At 65.6% G+C, this 18,261-nt stretch carries 16 protein-coding genes and 1 tRNA gene; 7 read left to right on the forward strand and 10 right to left on the reverse strand.

Features of this window, described 5'->3' with window-relative positions:
- Positions 1–16: 16 nt before the first annotated feature.
- The 3 genes from N5B55_RS03540 to N5B55_RS03550 are packed head-to-tail and all read left to right on the forward strand — an operon-like array spanning position 17 to position 3,409.
- Positions 17–502, forward strand: a complete 486-nt coding sequence (locus tag N5B55_RS03540) for a sugar dehydrogenase complex small subunit (protein WP_304539165.1) — start codon at positions 17–19, stop codon at positions 500–502.
- The gene (locus N5B55_RS03545) at positions 502–2,124 is read left to right on the forward strand and encodes a GMC family oxidoreductase (protein WP_304539166.1); all 1,623 of its coding nucleotides are present in this window, start codon (positions 502–504) and stop codon (positions 2,122–2,124) included. The genes N5B55_RS03540 and N5B55_RS03545 overlap by 1 nt, the downstream gene beginning before the upstream one ends.
- 1 nt (position 2,125) lies before the next feature.
- Positions 2,126–3,409, forward strand: coding sequence for a cytochrome c (locus N5B55_RS03550; RefSeq protein ID WP_304539167.1), 1,284 nt, complete (start codon positions 2,126–2,128; stop codon positions 3,407–3,409).
- A gap of 24 nt (positions 3,410–3,433) precedes the next feature.
- On the opposite strand, the gene N5B55_RS03555 is transcribed toward N5B55_RS03550, so the two are convergent.
- Positions 3,434–5,719 (reverse strand): AsmA family protein, encoded by a 2,286-nt coding sequence (locus tag N5B55_RS03555; protein ID WP_304539168.1) that lies wholly within the window; start codon positions 5,717–5,719, stop codon positions 3,434–3,436.
- Between the two features lie 81 nt (positions 5,720–5,800).
- Between N5B55_RS03555 and tcdA the strand changes: the two genes are divergently transcribed.
- On the forward strand, positions 5,801–6,703 hold the full coding sequence (gene tcdA / locus N5B55_RS03560; protein ID WP_304539169.1) for a tRNA cyclic N6-threonylcarbamoyladenosine(37) synthase TcdA: 903 nt from the start codon (positions 5,801–5,803) through the stop codon (positions 6,701–6,703).
- Here tcdA and N5B55_RS03565 read toward each other — a convergent pair.
- From N5B55_RS03565 to trxA, 4 genes are all read right to left on the reverse strand, one after another.
- Positions 6,671–7,039: a thioredoxin family protein gene (locus N5B55_RS03565; protein ID WP_065857163.1), complete on the reverse strand. Its 369-nt coding sequence runs from the start codon at positions 7,037–7,039 to the stop codon at positions 6,671–6,673. The two genes, tcdA and N5B55_RS03565, sit on opposite strands and share 33 nt — an antisense overlap.
- A gap of 97 nt (positions 7,040–7,136) precedes the next feature.
- The gene (locus tag N5B55_RS03570) at positions 7,137–7,553 is read right to left on the reverse strand and encodes a bacteriohemerythrin (RefSeq protein WP_304539170.1); all 417 of its coding nucleotides are present in this window, start codon (positions 7,551–7,553) and stop codon (positions 7,137–7,139) included.
- 81 nt (positions 7,554–7,634) lie between these two features.
- A complete protein-coding gene (locus N5B55_RS03575; protein WP_304539171.1) occupies positions 7,635–8,300 on the reverse strand; it encodes a DsbA family protein in 666 nt (221 codons plus the stop codon).
- A 10-nt stretch (positions 8,301–8,310) separates the two neighbouring features.
- The gene (gene trxA, locus N5B55_RS03580; RefSeq protein ID WP_065857168.1) at positions 8,311–9,156 is read right to left on the reverse strand and encodes a thioredoxin; all 846 of its coding nucleotides are present in this window, start codon (positions 9,154–9,156) and stop codon (positions 8,311–8,313) included.
- Positions 9,157–9,366: 210 nt separating this feature from the next.
- Here trxA and N5B55_RS03585 point away from each other — a divergent pair, with 210 nt between their 5' ends.
- Complete coding sequence (locus N5B55_RS03585) at positions 9,367–11,073, forward strand: long-chain fatty acid--CoA ligase (RefSeq protein ID WP_304539172.1); 1,707 nt, start codon at positions 9,367–9,369, stop codon at positions 11,071–11,073.
- Positions 11,074–11,112: 39 nt separating this feature from the next.
- Here N5B55_RS03585 and N5B55_RS03590 read toward each other — a convergent pair whose 3' ends face one another.
- The 5 genes from N5B55_RS03590 to N5B55_RS03610 all read right to left on the reverse strand — a co-directional run bounded on the left by N5B55_RS03590 (position 11,113) and on the right by N5B55_RS03610 (position 13,892).
- On the reverse strand, positions 11,113–11,907 hold the full coding sequence (locus tag N5B55_RS03590) for an ankyrin repeat domain-containing protein (protein WP_154208263.1): 795 nt from the start codon (positions 11,905–11,907) through the stop codon (positions 11,113–11,115).
- Between the two features lie 11 nt (positions 11,908–11,918).
- Positions 11,919–12,668, reverse strand: coding sequence for a gamma-glutamylcyclotransferase (locus N5B55_RS03595; protein WP_065857172.1), 750 nt, complete (start codon positions 12,666–12,668; stop codon positions 11,919–11,921).
- Between the two features lie 136 nt (positions 12,669–12,804).
- Positions 12,805–12,880, reverse strand: a tRNA-Cys gene (locus N5B55_RS03600).
- Positions 12,881–12,944: 64 nt separating this feature from the next.
- The gene (locus tag N5B55_RS03605) at positions 12,945–13,298 is read right to left on the reverse strand and encodes an FKBP-type peptidyl-prolyl cis-trans isomerase (protein ID WP_304539173.1); all 354 of its coding nucleotides are present in this window, start codon (positions 13,296–13,298) and stop codon (positions 12,945–12,947) included.
- A 42-nt stretch (positions 13,299–13,340) separates the two neighbouring features.
- Positions 13,341–13,892: a YaeQ family protein gene (locus tag N5B55_RS03610; RefSeq protein ID WP_065857175.1), complete on the reverse strand. Its 552-nt coding sequence runs from the start codon at positions 13,890–13,892 to the stop codon at positions 13,341–13,343.
- A 172-nt stretch (positions 13,893–14,064) separates the two neighbouring features.
- On the opposite strand from N5B55_RS03610, the gene N5B55_RS03615 reads away from it, so the two are divergent.
- Both N5B55_RS03615 and N5B55_RS03620 read left to right on the forward strand, forming a co-directional pair.
- Positions 14,065–16,938 (forward strand): DUF2339 domain-containing protein, encoded by a 2,874-nt coding sequence (locus N5B55_RS03615; protein WP_304539174.1) that lies wholly within the window; start codon positions 14,065–14,067, stop codon positions 16,936–16,938.
- Positions 16,935–18,257 carry a DUF3999 domain-containing protein gene (locus tag N5B55_RS03620; RefSeq protein ID WP_304539175.1) on the forward strand — a complete coding sequence of 441 codons (1,323 nt, stop codon included), beginning with the start codon at positions 16,935–16,937 and terminating at the stop codon, positions 18,255–18,257. The genes N5B55_RS03615 and N5B55_RS03620 overlap by 4 nt, the downstream gene beginning before the upstream one ends.
- Positions 18,258–18,261: the final 4 nt, after the last annotated feature.

Here is an 18,261-nt window from a genome sequence, read left to right on the forward strand (position 1 = left end):
CAACAGGATGTCGAAAATGGTCCCCCGTTCCCATGATCCCGACACCCCTGCCGGCTTGACGCGCCGCCAGTGGCTGCAGGGCACACTCGCGTTGGCCGCGGCCGGGCTGGCGGGCTCGCAGGTGCTGCGCGCGGTCGCCCAGGGCCCGACTGAATCGCTCGATGCATTCATCGCGTTGTCACAGGCGCTGACGGCACGGCCCTCGCTGGATCGCGGCGTGGGCACGCGGTTGCTGGCGGCGCTGGGCAAATCGAGCGCCGACTTTGCCGCGCAACTGCGGCCGCTGGCGCAGGCGTTGGCAGTGGGCTCGCTTTCCGATGCGCAGCAGAAGACGGCGCTGCAGATTCTGGAAGCCTGGTACCTGGGTGTGGTCGACGGCAATGTCGTCACGTACGAGCAAGCGCTGATGTATAGCGTGGTTTCAGACACGCTCGTCATCCGCACGTATTGCCCCAACCAGCCCGGCTTCTGGGCCGAGCCCCCCGTCGAGAGGCAAGCCTGATGGCCCAATCTGAACAAACTCGCCAACAAGCCGATATCGTAGTGGTGGGCTCCGGCGTGGCCGGGGCGCTGGTGGCGTACGAGCTGGCGCGCGCGGGCAAGTCAGTGCTGATGCTCGAAGCCGGCCCGCGCCTGCCGCGCTGGGAAATTGTCGAGCGCTTCCGCAACCAGGCCGACAAGATGGATTTCATGGCGCCGTATCCGTCGACGGCATGGGCGCCGCACCCGGAATACGGGCCACCCAACAACTACCTCGTGCTCAAGGGTGAGCATCAGTTCAACTCGCAGTACATCCGGGCGGTGGGCGGCACGACCTGGCACTGGGCCGCATCGACGTGGCGCTTCCTTCCGAACGATTTCAAGCTGCGCAGCGTGTACGGCATCGCGCGCGACTGGCCGATCCAGTATCAGGATCTGGAGCGCTATTACGGCCTGGCCGAAGAGGCCCTCGGCGTCTGGGGACCGAACGACGAAGACCTCGGCTCGCCGCGTAGCCAGCCTTATCCGATGACGCCGCTTCCGCTCTCGTTCAATGAGCGCACGATCAAGGAAGCGCTCAATGCGCACGACGCGAGCTTCCACGTGGTGACCGAACCCGTGGCGCGCAACAGCCGCCCGTACGACGGCCGCCCGACCTGCTGCGGCAACAACAACTGTATGCCGATCTGCCCGATCGGTGCGATGTACAACGGCATCTTCCATGTAGAGAAAGCCGAGCAGGCCGGCGCTCGGCTGATCGAGAACGCCGTGGTTTTCAAGCTCGAAGTCGGCCCAAACAAGCGCATCGTGGCCGCGCGCTACAAAGACGCGAAAGGCGCAGAGCACCGCGTGGAAGGCAAGTGGTTCGTGCTGGCCGCCAACGGCATCGAAACGCCCAAGCTCATGCTGATGTCAACCAGCCAGGATTTTCCCAAGGGCGTGGGCAACAGCTCCGACATGGTGGGGCGCAACCTGATGGACCATCCCGGCACCGGCGTGAGCTTCTATGCCGACCGCAAGCTATGGCCCGGACGCGGGCCGCAGGAAATGACGTCGCTGATCGGCTTTCGCGATGGGCCGTTTCGCGCCACGCAGGCCGGCAAGAAGCTGCACCTGTCGAACATCTCGCGCATCGAGCAGGAAACGCAGCGCATCTTCAAGGAAGGCAAGCTGATCAAACCGGCCGACCTCGATGCACGCATTCGCGACCAGGCCGCGCGCTACGTGCAGTTCGACAGCTTTCACGAGATCCTGCCGCTGCCCGAGAACCGCATCGTGCCGAGTGCGACGGAAGTGGACGCCATCGGCATTCCACGCCCCGAGATCACGTACCACATTGACGATTACGTTAAACGCAGCGCCGTGCATACGCGGGAGGTCTACGCGACGGTAGCCCAGGTAATGGGCGGCACCAATGTCGAATTCCACGACGATTTCGCGCCCAACAATCACATCACCGGCGCAACCATCATGGGGGCCGATCCGAAAGACTCGGTGGTCGACAAGGATTGCCGGACGTTCGACCATCCGAATCTGTTCATCAGCAGCAGTTCCACCATGCCGACGGTGGGCACCGTCAACGTGACGCTGACCATCGCGGCACTGGCCCTGCGGATTGCCGATCAACTGAAGAAGGAGGCGTGAGATGAAAGCGATCGCTTCCTTCTCGCTGCTGTTGCTCGCCGGCCTGGTGGCCAATGCGTGGGCGAAGGACACGCCGGCCGACACCGCACAGATCAAACGCGGCGAATACCTCGCCATTGCGGCCGACTGTGCAGCCTGCCACACGGCGCCGGGCGGCAAGCCGTTTGCCGGCGGCTTGCCGATGCAGATCCCGATGCTGGGCACAATCTACAGCAGCAACATCACGCCCGATGAAAAGACCGGCATCGGCAAATGGACCTACGAAGAATTCGAGCGCGCCGTGCGAAAAGGCGTGGACGATGACGGCAATAATCTGTATCCCGCCATGCCGTATCCGTCGTACGCGAAGATCAACGATGCGGACATGCGCGATCTCTATGCGTACTTCCGCAACGGCGTCACGGCGGTGGAAAACCGACGGCCGCGCAGCACCATCCGTTGGCCGCTGAACATGCGCTGGCCGCTCAAGCTGTGGAACCTCATCTTCCTCAAGAGCGAGCCGTACGTAGCGAAGGCCGACAAATCTCCGACGTGGAATCGCGGTGCGTACCTCACGCAAGGGCTGGCACACTGCGGCACGTGCCACACGCCGCGCGGTTTCGCCATGCAGGAAAAGGCACTGGATGAGCGCGGCAGCGGTTATCTGGCGGGCTCAACACTCGCGGGCTGGACGGCTTTCAACATCACGTCGGACCCAACGAGCGGCATTGGCGCGTGGAAGCGCGAGCAGCTCGTCCAATACCTGCGTACCGGCAGCGTGCCCGGAGTGGCCCAGGCCGCGGGGCCGATGGGTGAAGCGGTGCAGCACAGCTTTTCGAAGATGACGGTGCAGGACGTCGAGTCCATCGCCGAATATCTGCGGACCGTGCCTGCGGTGAGCAACAACCTTGAACGCGCACGGCAGGATTGGGGCAAGCCCGCCACCGATGTGACGACGCTGCGCGGCAAGCCCATCGAGACCACGATTGACGCCGCACGGCTGTATCTGGGCAATTGCGCGTCGTGTCACCAGGCCGATGGACGCGGCACGCCCGATGGCTACTACCCGCCGTTGCTGCACAACTCCACGGTGGGCACGCGGGACACGACCAACCTTGTGCAGGTGATTCTGTTTGGCATTGAGCGCAAGGCTGGCGACAAGCACATCGGCATGCCGGCCTTTGCCCGTCAGTTGTCGGAGGAGCAGCTTGCCGCCCTCACGAACTACGTCACGCGCCAGTTTGGTGACCCGGCCACGCCGCCGGTGACGGCGGAAGCCATCGCAAAGCGGCGTTCATCGCAGTAGCGGCGATGGTGCCGGCGGCGGGGTTCAGCCGCCGGTGGTCAGCGGGTCGCGCGACGGGGGGCCTGCGCGACGCTGCGGCGCTGCGGTCTTGCCCGAGTCGGGCTGCGTCGACTTTAAATCGCCTTCCGGCGTGCGGCCCGGCTTCTTGCTGTGATATGTCTGGCCGGGCGGCGGTGCGATCGGGCGTTGGCGCACATCGGCGAGCAGCTTGCCGCAGGCGCTTTCGGGCGCCGGCTTGAGCTCAAGCACAGGCAGTACCGCCGCCACCGGCGCCGTCAGTGCCAGCGCCACTGCGCCGCTTGCCCGCAGCGCCACGACGGCCGGGTTGACCGACACATCCGGATGCTTGTAAGTGCCCTTCACATACAGCGGCGTGCGCAGCGAAAACACGCGCAGCCCCTTCGAATCCGGATGGATGGTGAAGTCCAGCGCTTCCTGCTTGAAACTCGTCGCGCCGGTCACGTCGATGACGGCATCCTGTGTATCCACCACAAACGTGCGTGCCTGCGCCAGCCCATCGCTCACGGCAAAGTCGCCGGCCGCGCAGTTGATGGTGACCTGCTTGTCGCCAAAGAGCTTGGTCAGGATCACGTTGCCGACGTTCAGCCCCATGGCTTCCAGGATGAACTTGCTGATGGTGCCTTGCTCCACCAGGATCTTCACCTCGCCGTTGGAAGAGCCGAGCAGTGCCGCCACCGAGTTGCCCGTGGCCGAGAGCCGCGCATCGCCGTTGATCTCGCCCACGCTTGCACGCACGGACTCGATCTTCGGGAACAGTTGCTTGATCTTGAAGTGCCGTGCTGCCAGCGCGGCGCGCGCCTGCATGGGCGTGGCATGCCCGTCGAGCTGGATGTTGGAGCTGAGCGTACCGCCCGCAACGCCGAAGTTAAGCGGGTCCAGCGTGAGCACCGCATCCTGCAATTTGACGTGCGTCACAAGGTGGTTGATCGGCAGATCTGCGGTGTGGACGATGCGCTCGCCGGTGAACTTCACGTCGGCATCGATGGCGTTCCAGCGATCGGTGCGGAAGGGCTCCACCGGCAGCACCTTGTCGGCAGGCTGGCGCACGGTCTTGCTGTCGCCGGGGTCGGTGCTCGGGTCAGCACGCTTGGCTTTGCTGGCGTTGGAGTCGGCGCCGATGATGGGCGCGAGGTCGGCAAACAGCAATTGATGCGAAACCAACTCGCCCGTCAATTGCGGACGGGGCTCGCGCATCGTATAGGCGAGGGTGCCGCCTAAATCGGAGCCGCCCACGCGGCCCGTGAATTTCTCGTAGCGCCACGTCGAACCCCGTTTTCGCAACTCGCCGATCAGCCTGCCGCGCGTGTCGAAGGGGGGCGTATCCGGCAGCACCACGCCGGTCAGCGGATACAGCTGCGCCATGCTCGCGCCCGACAAGTGCACGCGCAAGTCGATCGCTGTCAGGCTGGCGGGGTTGGTGAGCGTGCCGGCCAGGTCAATGCGGGTCTTGCCGACCGTCACGTCGGCCTGCAGCGGGTAGGGCCGTTGCGCGTCCTGCAGGCGGAGCACGCCGCCCGCCTTGCCGCTGCCCGTGATGGCGGCGTTGTTATAGGTGCCCTTGACCGTCCACGCGATTCCATAAGGCTGCTGCGGATCCGGCGCCGCCGGCGTCTGTGCCGCGGTAGCGGAGGCTGCGGCGCCGGACGCAGCCGGCTCCTTGGCGGGCTGATCCGCGCTCTTGATGGCCGTGCCGTTAGCCGCGGTGTACAGCGTCTGGTTGTCTATGGTGTCGACGGTTGCCGTCAGGTGAATGCGCTTGATGTCGTCGTCCAGCGCCAGCGAGCCCCTGCTGAACGCAATTTCGCGCAGGTCGAGTTTCCAGTCTGATGGCTTCTTGTTGTCGCCTTCGCCGCCCGTCAGATCGAACGTCCAGTTGTTGCGGTTCTGCTTGTCGCGCTCAAGCGCAATCGCGGGGGTGTCGAGTGTGACGCTCGGGATGACAATGCGATGCGCGAGCAGCGGCAGTGCCTCCAGCACAAACGTGAGTTGCCGGATGGTGGCCACGTTCGGCTGCTTGGCCCAATCCGGGTTTCCGACGGTGATGTCGTTGGCAATGAACCGAGGCCAGGGCACGTAAGCACGCCAGCCGGATTCGCCTTCGGGCTTCTTCCACGTGAGCACCAGATCGCCGTTGATGGCAAAGGGGCGTCCGATGGCTTGCGAGACGCGATCATTGAGATAAGGCCTGGCGCGGTTCCAGTCGAACGTCAGCACAAAGATGACCGCCGCTGCCACGATGACCACGGGTGTGATGACCAGTCCGAGGGCGAGTTTGCCGGATGTACGCATCGTGTTTTTGTCGGTATTGGCACAAAAATGCGACCGCGCGCGTTGATATATAGTTCGGCGCAACCACGATTCAATTGTGTCATGAGCCAAGTAGCAATCAGCGCGCCAGCGCACCCGCCCATCCTCGATGACGAATACGCACGCCGCTTTGGTGGGGTTGCCCGGCTGTACGGCCCCCATGCGCTTGAGCGTTTTGCGGCGGCGCACGTTTGCGTGATCGGCATCGGCGGCGTGGGCTCGTGGGTGGCCGAGGCAGTGGCGCGCTGCGGTGTCGGCAAATTCACGCTGATCGACCTCGATCACATTGCCGTGTCCAACACCAACCGGCAGATCCACGCACTGGGCGACGCGTATGGCATGGCCAAGGTTGACGCCATGGCAGAGCGCATTCTGCAGATCAATCCGCGCGCCGAGATCAGCCGCATTGACGATTTCGTGACGGTCGAGAACGTCGAAGCATTGCTCGGCCATCCGTTCGATTACGTGATCGACGCGATCGATGCGGTGAAAGTGAAGACGGCCATCATTGCGTTCTGCAAACGCAACGGCAAACGCGTTGTGACGTGCGGCGCCGCCGGCGGGCAACTGGACCCGACGCGCATTCGCGTGACGGACCTCTCGCGCACGATTCAGGATCCCCTGCTCGCCAAGGTACGCGGCAACCTGCGCCGCCAGCATGGCTTTTCGAAAAACCCGAAGTCCCGCTTCGGTATTGACGCAGTGTTTTCCGACGAGCCCCTGCGCTATCCGGAACCCGAGCAGCAGGCATGCGCCGTCGAGTTGCCGGTTGAGTCGAGCCACGCCGGCATCGACGACCTCGCGGCGGCAGGGGAGATTGCTGTGGTCAACGCGCCGCCCGCACCGCAGCCTGCGCAGGGGCCGCAAGGCCTGGCATGCGCGGGCTTTGGTTCGTCCGTATGCGTGACTGCGGTGTTCGGGATGGTGGCCGCGTCAACGGCGCTGCGGGCGATCGCCGGCGTCTGATGGCGTATTGCTTGATCGAGGAATGACCTGATCGAGCTTCTCGCGGATGGTGTCGGCATAGACGCCCGACCATCCATCGCGCGGCTGGCAGTCAGCAAAGACCACAAAACCAGGCATGACCGACACGCCGTATCGATCGGCGGTGTGCTGGTTTTCGTCGAAGTCCATGGTGACGAACGTGGCGCGTCCGGCGTAGCTCGATTCCATCTGCTCGAGGCTGGCCACGGCGGCCTGGCTCGGGTGGCTCCACTCTGCGGCAAAGCACACGACCACCGGGTTGCGTTGCGAGGCGTCGATCACATCGGATTGAAACGAGGCATCGTTGACGATCTTCATGGGCGCTCCCAGGCTGGAGTGGACGCCCGCGCAACGAAGGCCAGCGGGCAGGGCCATTCTGACTCTAGGCAGCAGATCGCCGGTCGACAACCCGCGTTCAGCCAACGTGCTCGATATTGCGCACCGAATTGCCCATTTGCGCCAGATACGTCGTCATCATGCGGTCCATTACGTCGACATGCTGGGCAAACCAGGCGGGCAGCTCCGCCACGAGCCTGCGGCCGAGGTCCATGTCGCCGGCGGCGGCGCGCTTGCGCACTTCGCGGCACAGCGCCAGCACGTTGTCGTGCTCGCCGCGATGGCAGTGGCGCGGGGGAAAGTCCGCCGCGTCCATCCATCCGTTCTCTTCAGCGAAGTGGTGCTCTGTGTGGTCGATGAAGGCGTCGAGCGCGGAAATGAACTCGGCATCCGGTGCATCTGCAACGGCATTGAGCAACGCACAGAACTCGACGTGGTTGGCGTCAGTGGCAGCGTCTCCGAGTTGGAGTGCCTCCGACCATTCGATCACGGGCATGGCAGGCTGAAGAATTGGATGGGCGAGGCGGTCAGCTTAAGCGACGGCCGCCTCGCCACAGTTTGACGACGGGCAAACGTATTAGCCGGCGTCCGGCGCGGGATGTTGCTGCAGCACTTCCACCGCCCGCGCATAGAGCGCCACGGACGGGGCATAGCCACGCCCGATCTGGTACAGCGTGCCGCCCTGTTCGGCCAGCAAGCTGGGGAAGCCGGTGATACCCCAGCGGCGCGACAGGCGGAAGTCTTCGCGTGTTTCATCGCGTAGCGCATCCGTGTCGAACACGGCATCGAAGTGTTCCGCCTCGACGCCATTGGCGAGCGCAACGTCGCGCAGCACACTGGCCTGTGTGGTGTCGCGGCCTTCGGCGTAGAAGGCGTGCTGGATGGCATGGAAGAAGGTGAGCACGCGCTCGTCGTCCTCAGCCCAGTGTTCGCGCGCCATGACGACGGCGCGGCAGGCGGGTTCGGTGTCGTAGACGAAGCCGTCACGGCGCATCGCCACCGCGGGCGACTGGTCGAACGGCATCCCGCTGCGTTCGGCCACGGCATGCCAGTGGTGGAGGATTTCGTCGCGCTTGTCTGCGGCCATCGGTTCGCGCTGCGCGGGGCGCAGGCCGCCGGTGATGACCGTAACAGGCGCCGGTGCGCCCAGCGTGTCCGCCAGCCGCTTGCGCAGGTCAGCCAACTGTGGACCGAAGCCGTAGCACCAGGAACACATCGGATCGGCCACGTAGATCAATCGCATGATGGCTGCCTCAATTCAATTTGGACGCAAGCTGCCGGCGCCAGTGTGATACCGCCTGGGGCGCGTCGCGCATCATGTCGAACACCGACACCATGGTCTTGCGCGCAATGTCGTCGCGGAAGGCGCGATCCCGCTCGACGATGGCGAGCAATTGCTCCAGGGCGGCTTCGTAATCCTGGCCGGCGATGTACTGTTGGGCAAGGTCGAGCCGCGCCTGCAGATTGTCCGGTTGCGCTTGCACGACCGTGCGCAGGGCGCCGGCATCGGGCAGCGTATCGGCTCGTTCAGTGGCTTTCAGCCGCGTTTCCAGCGGGGCATAGCGCTCATCTTGCGGCGCCTTGGGTGAAAGCAAGGCGAATTCGCCCTGCGCGGCATGCGCGTCGCCGGTGTCGAGGAGCAGGTTCACCAGCGCAAAGCGCGCGGCATCGAAGCCGGGGTCGAAGGCCAGCGCGTTCTGGAACGCTTCGCGCGCGTGGGCGGTTTCGCCGGCTTGGCTCGCGGCGAGCCCTTCGCGATAGGCGACTTCTGCGGGTTGCGGAATCACGCGATCCAGGAACGCGCGCAATTGCGCTTCCGGCAACACGCCGACGAACTGGTCGACCGGCCTGCCGTCCACGAACGCCACCACGTACGGGATGCTGCGGACGTGGAACTGGGCGGAAAGCTCGGGGTTTTCGTCCGAGTTGATCTTGGCGAGCTTCCACTTACCGGCGTATTCGGCCTCCAGCTTTTCCAGCATCGGGCCCAATGTGCGGCAGGGACCGCACCACGGCGCCCAGAAATCGACCAGCACCGGGATCTGGCGTGAGGTTTCGACCACTTCCTGCGCGAAATTCTGCGAGGTGATGTCGCTCATCGTCGGGCTTCTCCTGAGGGGCAATGGCGCCGGCACACGCGCCGGCGAGAGGTATCAGGCATTTTACTTGGGGGCGCAGCGGCTCGTTGCGAGGCCGTCTGCTGTCTGCCCGCTCCCGGCAATAACGTATGTCAGAGCAACGGTTGAAAATAGAACGATCGTTCGGATACCATCCGGTAAAAACAACACACAGATTCACGGAGACATGGCATGACACGACCGCACTTCCAGTTCTGGCCCCGCCGTTTGCCGCACAACATCAGCTCGCCGCAAACGAGCCTTTGGTACAACCTGGAAGTGTCGGCCCGACGCTATCCGGACAAGGACGCAGTCATTTTTTACGGTCGCCACACGACCTTCCGAGCGTTGCACGACGATGCGGTGGCCGTGGCGGGCTGGCTGCAGCAGGTGGCGGGCGTGCAGAAGGGCGATCGCGTATTGCTGTACATGCAGAACTGTCCGCAGTTCATGGCCGCTTACTACGGCATCTTGAGGGCCGATGCGGTGGTCGTGCCGGTCAATCCGATGAACCGGCCCGAAGAGTTCAAGCATTACGTGACCGATTCGGGCGCCGCCACGGTCATCTGCAGCGCAGATCTGGCCGTCAATGTGACGACGGCCAACGCCGAGCTGCCGGAAGCGCAGCGCACCCGGCACCTGCTGGTCACGTCGTACGCCGATGCGCTGCCTGCCACGTACGAATATCCTGAAGATGCACCCCCCGCCTGGATCACCGCGCAGCATCCGGCGCAGCCCGGCGCCGTTGCATGGAACGACGTGCTCGCGCAGCGCCTTGTACCCGGCCCGCACACGGCCGGGCCGGACGACCTGGCCGTGATGCCATATACGTCAGGCACCACGGGCTTCCCGAAGGGCTGCATGCACCCGCATCGCACGGTCATGCACAACATCGTCGGTGGCTCGATGTGGTCGAATGGGACGAAGGAGGGCGTGAGCCTGTCGATCATCCCGCTGTTCCATGTGACCGGCATGCAGTACGGTATGAACGCGCCGATCTACATGGGCTCCACGGTCGTGATGCTGCCGCGCTGGGATCGCGAGGTCGCGGGGCGGCTGATCTCGCGCTACAAGATCACCCATTGGACGAACATCCCCACCATGGTCATCGACTTCCTGGCGAGCCCGCAGCTCGCGGAGTTCGACCTGTCGAGCCTCACCTACATCGGCGGCGGCGGCGCGGCGATGCCACAGGCCGTGGCGGAGCGCCTGCTGAAGGATTTCAACCTCGCCTACCAGGAAGGCTACGGCCTGTCGGAAACCATCGCGCCGACGCACAGCAATCCGGCTGATCGGGCCAAGCAGCAGTGCCTGGGCATTCCCGTGTTCAACACCGACGCGCGCATCGTCGATCCGCAGACGCTGCAGGAGTTGCCGATTGGCGAGGTGGGCGAAATCATCGTCAGCGGCCCGCAGGTCTTCCTCGGCTACTGGGGCAAGCCTCAGGCCACCGCCGAGGTCTTCATCGAATTCGAAGGCAAGAAGTTCTTCCGCACGGGCGACCTTGGCAGGATGGACGAAGACGGCTACTTCTTCCTCACCGACCGGCTGAAACGCATGATCAACGCGTCGGGCTTCAAGGTGTGGCCGGCCGAGGTGGAAAGCCTGCTGTACAAGCATCCCGACGTGCAGGAGGCCTGCATCATCGGCACGCGCGATGCGTATCGCGGCGAGTCGGTCAAGGCGGTGGTGGTACTCAAGGCCCACGCCAAGGGCAAGACCACCGAAGACGACATCATCAACTGGGCGCGCGACAACATGGCGGCCTACAAGTACCCGCGCGTGGTGGAGTTTGTGGACGCGCTGCCCAAGTCCGGGACGGGCAAGGTGATGTGGCGCACGCTGCAGGAGCAGGAAAACGCAAGAAATGAAGCAGCCGGGAAACCGGCCGCTGCTTAACGCGCGCAGCAAGAGAAAGGGGCCCCAGTGGCCCCTTTTTCAATGTCCGCGCGCTTTGAAGAGCAGTGCGCCGATGCCGTGGAAACCACGCTGGCGCGCATGCCGCATTGGCGTGACGCCACCGCGGTCGGCCAGGTTCGGGTCCGCTCCGCCGTCGAGCAGAACTTGCACGGTCTTCTCGTATTTGTCGCTGCCATCGCCCAGCGCCACGGCTTCGATCAGCGCGGTCAGGCCCAGGTTGTTGGTGGCATCGGGTGGAACGCCGGCCTTCACGAGTTCATTGACGACTTCGACATAGCCACGACGCGCGGCCGGGATGAGCGCGGTGTCGCCGTCAGCGTTGGTGGCGCGCAGGTTGGCGCCGTGCGAAAGCGCCAGGCGCACCGTTTCCGCATCGCCCTGGCTGGCAGCGAGCAGGAAGGCGCTGTTCTGCGTGTTGTCCTGCATGTTGACGTCGGCACCGGCCTGGATGAGGAGGCGTGCCGCTGCGCCCATGTGCGCCATGACGGCAGCGATGAGCGCGGTGCGGCCATCGGCGTCGCGCGCCTTGAGGCTGGCGCCTTCGGCCAGCAACGACTGGATGGCCATCGTGTTGCCGGCTTGTGCGGCAAGGATCAGGTCGCGGTCACGCGTGGCCGGGTCGCTGCGGCGCACGGGGCGGGTGTCCGCGGCGTGGGTCGCAACGGGTGCCGCTTTCCCGCTGGCGCTGGCGGCGACGTGCAGAATCGGCAGATGCTGCTCCTGCCACGCGTTGGCCATGTCGCCCACCGCCAGCGCCATCCCCAGCATGACGCCGATGAGCTGGTTGAGCGCAGGGTGCGGAGCGATGAGCATGGCGGGGGGGTTCAGGCGCTGAGATAGGGATCGGGCAGCGGTGCCGTGTCCGTTGCGTCGGTTGCCTCCGTGGTGGCGGAGGGGCCGTTTGCCGCGTCGATCGCCTGCAGGCGCGACCATAGGCGGTCCAGATACGGATCGTGCAACCCGTTGCTGGCCAGGCCGATCAGCGTGCGCTGCAGGTATTCGCGCGCTGGGCCGTACAGCCCGACGGCATTCCGCAGGCAGCCGACCACACGCTCGTCGGGCAGGCGGCCGGCGTACGCTTCGTGCGCTCGGTTCATGACAAAGGCCAGCGCCAGGACGCGTTTGCCGTTGATGTCGGTCGGCAGCCAGCGAGGGAGATACGCGCCGGTCAGCATTTCGCGGCGCCACAGCACGCGGAATTCATGCTCGACATGGTCGCGCGGTACGCGGAAGGCCACGCCTCGGCAACTGCCGCCACGGTCCAGTCCGAGTACGAGCCCCGGATTGTCCCAGGTGCCGCGGTTGATGCGGGAATATAGATAGAAGCCGCGGTGATAGCCGTGCACCGTGGCGCGGGCGGCCTCGGTGTGGAAGATCATCGGGTTCCAGATCAGCGAGCCGTAACCGAACACCCAGGCGTCTTGGCAATCACCGGGCGCAGCCGACAACCGCGCGAGCGTCGATGCAAGCGACGCTTCCAGCGCAGCCTCGGTCAGCAACGACGACGCGACGGGCGAATCACCCAGGGCGGCGCGCAACCGGTTCTGTTCGAGATCCTCTCGGGTGACGGCCATGTCGCAAGCATAGAGCAATCGTAAAGACTGGTCACGCAGGCGGACGCCCGATGGCCCGGAAACAGGGCGTTGCGAGTGTAGGCGGAGGTTCGACTATGGCGCGGCCGCAACGGTGAAGCGTGGGCAGCCGGAAAACTGGAGGCGGGGGATCGGAATTGAACCGTCTTATACGGCTTTGCAAGCCGCAGCATTGACCACTCTGCCACCCCGCCGGGGGAGGCGGCTCGTGATGCACCGTGTGATGCATCGCAAGCCGGGGCGGATTCTAGCGCAGGATCAGACTTCCAGCAGGTCGACTTCAAAAATCAACGTTGCGTTCGGGGGGATCACGCCGCCGGCGCCGCGTGCGCCGTAGCCCAGGGCTGCCGGGATGATCAGCTTGCGCGTGCCGCCGACCTTCATGCCTTGCACGCCTTCGTCCCAGCCCTTGATGACCATGCCGCCGCCCAGGTGGAAGGCGAAGGGGTCGTTACGGTCTTTGCTGGAATCGAACTTCTTGCCGGCCTGGCCGTTTTCGTAGAGCCAGCCGGTGTAGTGCACGGTGACGTATTTGCCGGCCGTGGCTTCAGCGCCGTCGCCGACGACGACATCTTCGTATTGCAGACCGCTTGCGGTGGTTTCGATGGTCATGATGAGCCTCGTGGAGTGACGTGGGTGATGAGGGGAAAGGTCTCAGGCAGCGTCTGCGGCCTTCAGCGTTTCGAGCTGGACGTGAACGTTGTCCGCGTCGTTGGCGATCCAGATGTCGCCGTCCTGGATGGTGACTTGCAGGCGCATGGTGCGTTCCACCATGGCGGCCAGCGCGGCCACCGTGTCCGCCGCGACTTCGTACACCGACACGTTGGCAAAGCGCGTGATCTTGGTCTCGGTTTGTTGCCACCACACGCGGCTCGCGTTGCCACTATAGGTATAGACGGCGACCTGCTCCGCGCGGTTGCTGGCCTTGCGGATGCGGGTGTCGTCGGGGTTGCCCAGGTCGATCCACAACTCGATGGCGTCGGTCAGGTCGCGCTGCCAGAGTTCGGGCTCGTCGGGCTCCGACAGACCGCGTGTGAAGGCGAGAGTTTCGCTGGCGTGGCGGGCGAAGGCGAGCACACGCACCATCATGCGTTCGTCGTTCTCGCTCGGGTGGCGGGCGACCGTCAGCGCGTGGTTGGCGTAGTAGTGGCGATCCATGTCGGCGATCTGCAGATCGACCTTGTAGATCGTGGATTTCAGGGCCATGCGGGTGGTCGGCAAATGGGCCGTTTTTGGCAAAGCGCGCATTGTCGCACGGGCCGATGAAGCTGACGGTATTGGCGGGCCGCATTCCCAACGGCGGCTGTTTGCGGTATATGAGCGGTGCGTGCGCCAGTCGGCGCATGGTTTTCCTATCCAAACCAGGACAATCAGAACGATGCGTTGGATATTCGGAATCGTGGGGCTGCTGCTCGGAGGCCTGTCGGGGGGCGTCATCGGGGCGTTCTTTGGGGCGTTGATCGGTCTGGGACTGGCCTCGCTGATCTTGTACATGGACAAGCGGGCCAGTGCGCAGTGGGCCAATCCACCCGACGTTCCGGGCGCAACGAGCGCGGCGCCAGGCCATGCGGCCACGCAGGCAGCCGTGTCGCCGCCGCCCGCGACGCTGCAGGAGCGGGTGGCGCGGCTGGAGCACGAGGTTTCGCTCCTGCGCCGGCAACTGGCTGAAATGAAAGGCGGAACGTTCGTCGCGCCTGCCGATGTGGAACAGGCAGCCGCAGAGGTGCCACCGGTCGTGGCCGAGGCATTGCCGCCCGTGGACACGCCTGCGGTGCCTGTGCCCGTGTCCGTGCCTGCGCCGCAGGTTGCGGTTCCGCAGCCAATGCCTCAATCTGCTGCGCAGCCCGTGCCCGTCTTGGCACCGCACGAGCCGGATTGGGTCGAGCGCGCCGTGGGCGCTGCCCGCGACTGGCTGCTGGGCGGCAACAGCGTGGTGCGGGTCGGCATTCTGGTCCTGTTTTTCGGCGTGGCGTTCCTGCTCAAGTACGCGGCGGACAATAGCCTGCTGCCGGTCGAGTTCCGGCTGGCGGGTGTGGCGGTCGGGGCGATCGTGCTGCTCGGCATCGGCTGGCGCCTGCGCGAAAAGCGCCCGGGCTATGCGCTGGTGCTGCAGGGTGGCGGGGTCGGCGTGTTGTATCTGACCGTGTTTGCAGCCACGCGCGTGGTGCCGCTGCTCAGCCCGGGGATGGCGTTTCCGCTGCTGGTGCTGATCTGCGCGCTGGCCGCCGGGCTGGCGGTCAAGCAGAACGCGCCGGCGCTCGCCTTTACCGGCAGCGCGGGCGGGTTCCTGGCGCCGATTCTGATCTCGACTGGACAGGGCAGCCACGTGGCGCTGTTCAGCTACTACGCACTGCTCAACGCAGGCATCTTCGCCATTGCGTGGTTCCGCGCGTGGCGGGCGCTGAATCTGCTGGGCTTCGTCTTTACGTTCGGCATTGCCACGGCGTGGGGCGTGCTGCGCTATCAGCCGTCGTTGCTGGCGAGCACCGAGCCGTTCCTGATCCTCTTCTTCCTGATGTATGTGGGCATTGCGCTGCTGACTGCCTTGCGCCGCCATATCAGCCTCACCAACTACGTTGACGGCACGCTGGTGTTCGGCACGCCGCTGGTGGCAATGGGTTTGCAGACTGGGCTGGTGCACCACATTCCGTTTGCGATGGCGTGGAGCGCCACCGCGCTGGCCGCGTTCTATCTGGGGATTGCGGGCTGGCTGGCGCCGAGGCGTGCCAGCCTTGGCCTGCTGTACGAGGCGATGTTCGCGCTCGGCGTGATCTTCATCACGCTGGCGATTCCGCTGGCCTTCGATGGGCGCACGACCAGTGCGGTGTGGGCGCTGGAAGGTGCTGCCGTGGTTTGGCTGGGCGTGCGCCAGCAGCGGCGTCTGGCGCTGGCGGCAGGCCTCCTTTTGCAACTCGCGGCAGGCGCCGCCTTCGCCTTGGATGCCGCATTCGATTGGGCGCCGCAGAGCGGCTGGGCCGTGCTCAACAGCCGCTATATCGGCGGGGTATTGATTGCGCTGGCGGGCGTCTTCAGCGGCTGGCGCCTGCATGGCAAGGCGGAGGCGCGTGCATGGCTGAAGGCCGCGCCGGTGCTTGGGGTTGTGGCGTCGGGGTGGGGCTTGCTGTGGTGGCTCGGCAGCGGCAGCAACGAGATTGATCGCTGGGCCTGGCGCATCGCCAGCAAGACCGTCGACCGGCCGGACATTCCACTGTGGGCCGTCTTCGCCGTGCTGACGGCGTGGGCTGCGCACGGCCTGCGCCGGAAGCTCGATTGGGCGCTGGCCGAGTGGCCTGCGCTGGCGTTGTCGCCGGTGCTGGCGCTGATTTCGCTGGCTGCGATCGAACACTGGGTGCCCTCTCCGCTGGCCGGGTGGGGCGGGCTGGTGTGGATTGCGGCCGTGGTGCTGGCCTTCGTGCTGCTGCGCCGGCAGGAGCGCGACGTGAAGGGCGCCATCCTCGCGCCGCTGCATACCGTGCTGTTCTGGCTGATCTGCGGCGTACTGGCCACGGAAGGCTACTGGCGCCTTGATGCCTACGTGCCCGAGGGCACGTGGAGCTTCGCCGCCTGGGCCTATGCCTACGGCGCGCTGCTCGCCCTGCTGGCGGGCGCGGGCTGGCGTATCCGCTGGCCGATCGCCCGATTCGAGCGCGCCTACCTGCTGTGGGGCGCCGCGCCGCTGACTGCCCTGCTGTGGCTGTGGAGCCTGGCGAGCGCCGCCAGTGACGGCAATGCGGCGCCGCTGTTCTACCTGCCGATTCTCAACCCGCTGGACGTGGCGCAACTGCTGGTGTTTCTTGCCATCGCGCTGTGGATGCGCCGCGTGGCGCTGCAGAAGCTGGTGCCCGAGCCGATGGTGATCGGCTACGCCATCGGCGCGACGCTGTTCATCTGGGCCAACGCAGTGCTGCTGCGCACGCTGCACCATTGGGCGCATGTTCCATACACGCTGGACGATCTGGGTGCCTCGATGCTGGTGCAGGCGTCGCTGTCGATGTTCTGGACGGTGCTGGCGTTGGCGGTGATGGTGTTTGCCACGCGGCGCGCCAGCCGGGCGCTGTGGTTCACCGGCGGAGCGCTGCTGGGCGTGACGGTGGTCAAGCTGTTCCTGTTCGACCTGTCACGCGTCACGGGTGTGGAGCGCATCGTGTCGTTTATCGGGATTGGCGTGCTGCTGTTGTTGATCGGCTATCTGTCGCCGTTGCCGCCGAAGCCCAAAACCAGCGCCGGAGCTGAAACCGGGGAGGTTCTGTGAAGAAGGTTGCTCTTGCGATGGCCGTGGCGTCGCTGTTGTCTGCGCCGGCCTGGGCCGAACGCTTTGCGTTGACCGGCACGCCCGGCGCCCCGTACTACGCCGTCACGCTGAGCGAAGACGTCTATGCCCATGCCCGCGAGGCCAATCTGGCCGACCTGCGCATCCTCAATGGCGACGGCGAGCCCGTGCCTTTTACCATCGATATCCCGCGCGATCCGCCGCCCCAGGCACGCACGCTGCGGGACGTGCACTGGTTCGCCACGCCCATCGACGACGCACAGAGGCCCAGCGCCGCAGGTGTCGTGCTCGGTACCGATGGCGTGCTGCGTGCGAGCGGCGCTCAGCTGTCGCAGGCGTCTGTGCGCGCGTGGTTGGTCGACCTCAGCCAGCTTCGTGACACGGTGACAGCGCTGGTCGTTGCGCTGCCCGCTGCGGAATTCCAGAGCGGTGTGAGCGTGCAGGCCAGCGATGACTTGCAACACTGGAGCCCGGTCGCTCAGGCCACGCTGTTCCGGCTGTCCAATCAGGGCAGCACGCTGGTGCAGGATCGCATCGAGTTCACGGGGCTGCGGGCGAAATACTTGCGTCTGACGTGGCAAGGCAAACCGCCTGCGCCGGACGCCGTGCGCGCAGAATTGGCTGCCGGTGCGCCGGTGGCGCTTGCGGATAACGCCATTCAGTGGCGCTCGGGGCTGGCGCCGGTGCAGACGCCCGCGGCGGGCGACTACCAGTTCGATACCGGCGGCGTGTTCCCGGTCGAGCGTGTGAAGATCCGTCTGCCGCAAGCCAACACTGTCGCACAGGCAACGCTCTATGCGCGGGCCGATGCCCAGGCGCCCTGGCGGCCGGTCACATCTGCCCGCCTGTTCCGGCTGGCTGGGGCCGACGGGAAAGGCGAGCAGGAGAGCGCGGCCATCACGGTGCCCGCCACCGGGGAGCGCTACTGGCGTCTGCAGGTCGACACGCGCAGCGGCGGCCTGGGTGCCGGCGCGCCGGAATTGGCGATCGGCTGGCGTCCGGCCACGGTTACGTATGCGGCGCGCGGCAATGTGCCCTTCACGCTGGCGGTGGCGGAAGTGGCGCGCGGCAATCCGGTCGCACGCGCGGATCTGCTGGCGGGTGCGTCGCCCGCCATTGCGCAGGCACAGCTTGGCGCGATGAGCGATTCGCCTGCCGACGCGCTGACAGCCGAGCCACCCGGGGGGCGCCGGCGCCAGTGGGTGCTGTGGGGCGCGTTGTTGGCCGCGGTAGCGGTGCTTGGCGGGATGGCTTGGCGGTTGTTCCGCGCGCCGTCGGTGCCACCGGATGCTTCGACGTAATCTG

The sequence above is a fragment of the Ralstonia pickettii genome (assembly GCF_030582395.1).
Classification (GTDB): Bacteria; Pseudomonadota; Gammaproteobacteria; order Burkholderiales; family Burkholderiaceae; genus Ralstonia; species Ralstonia pickettii_D.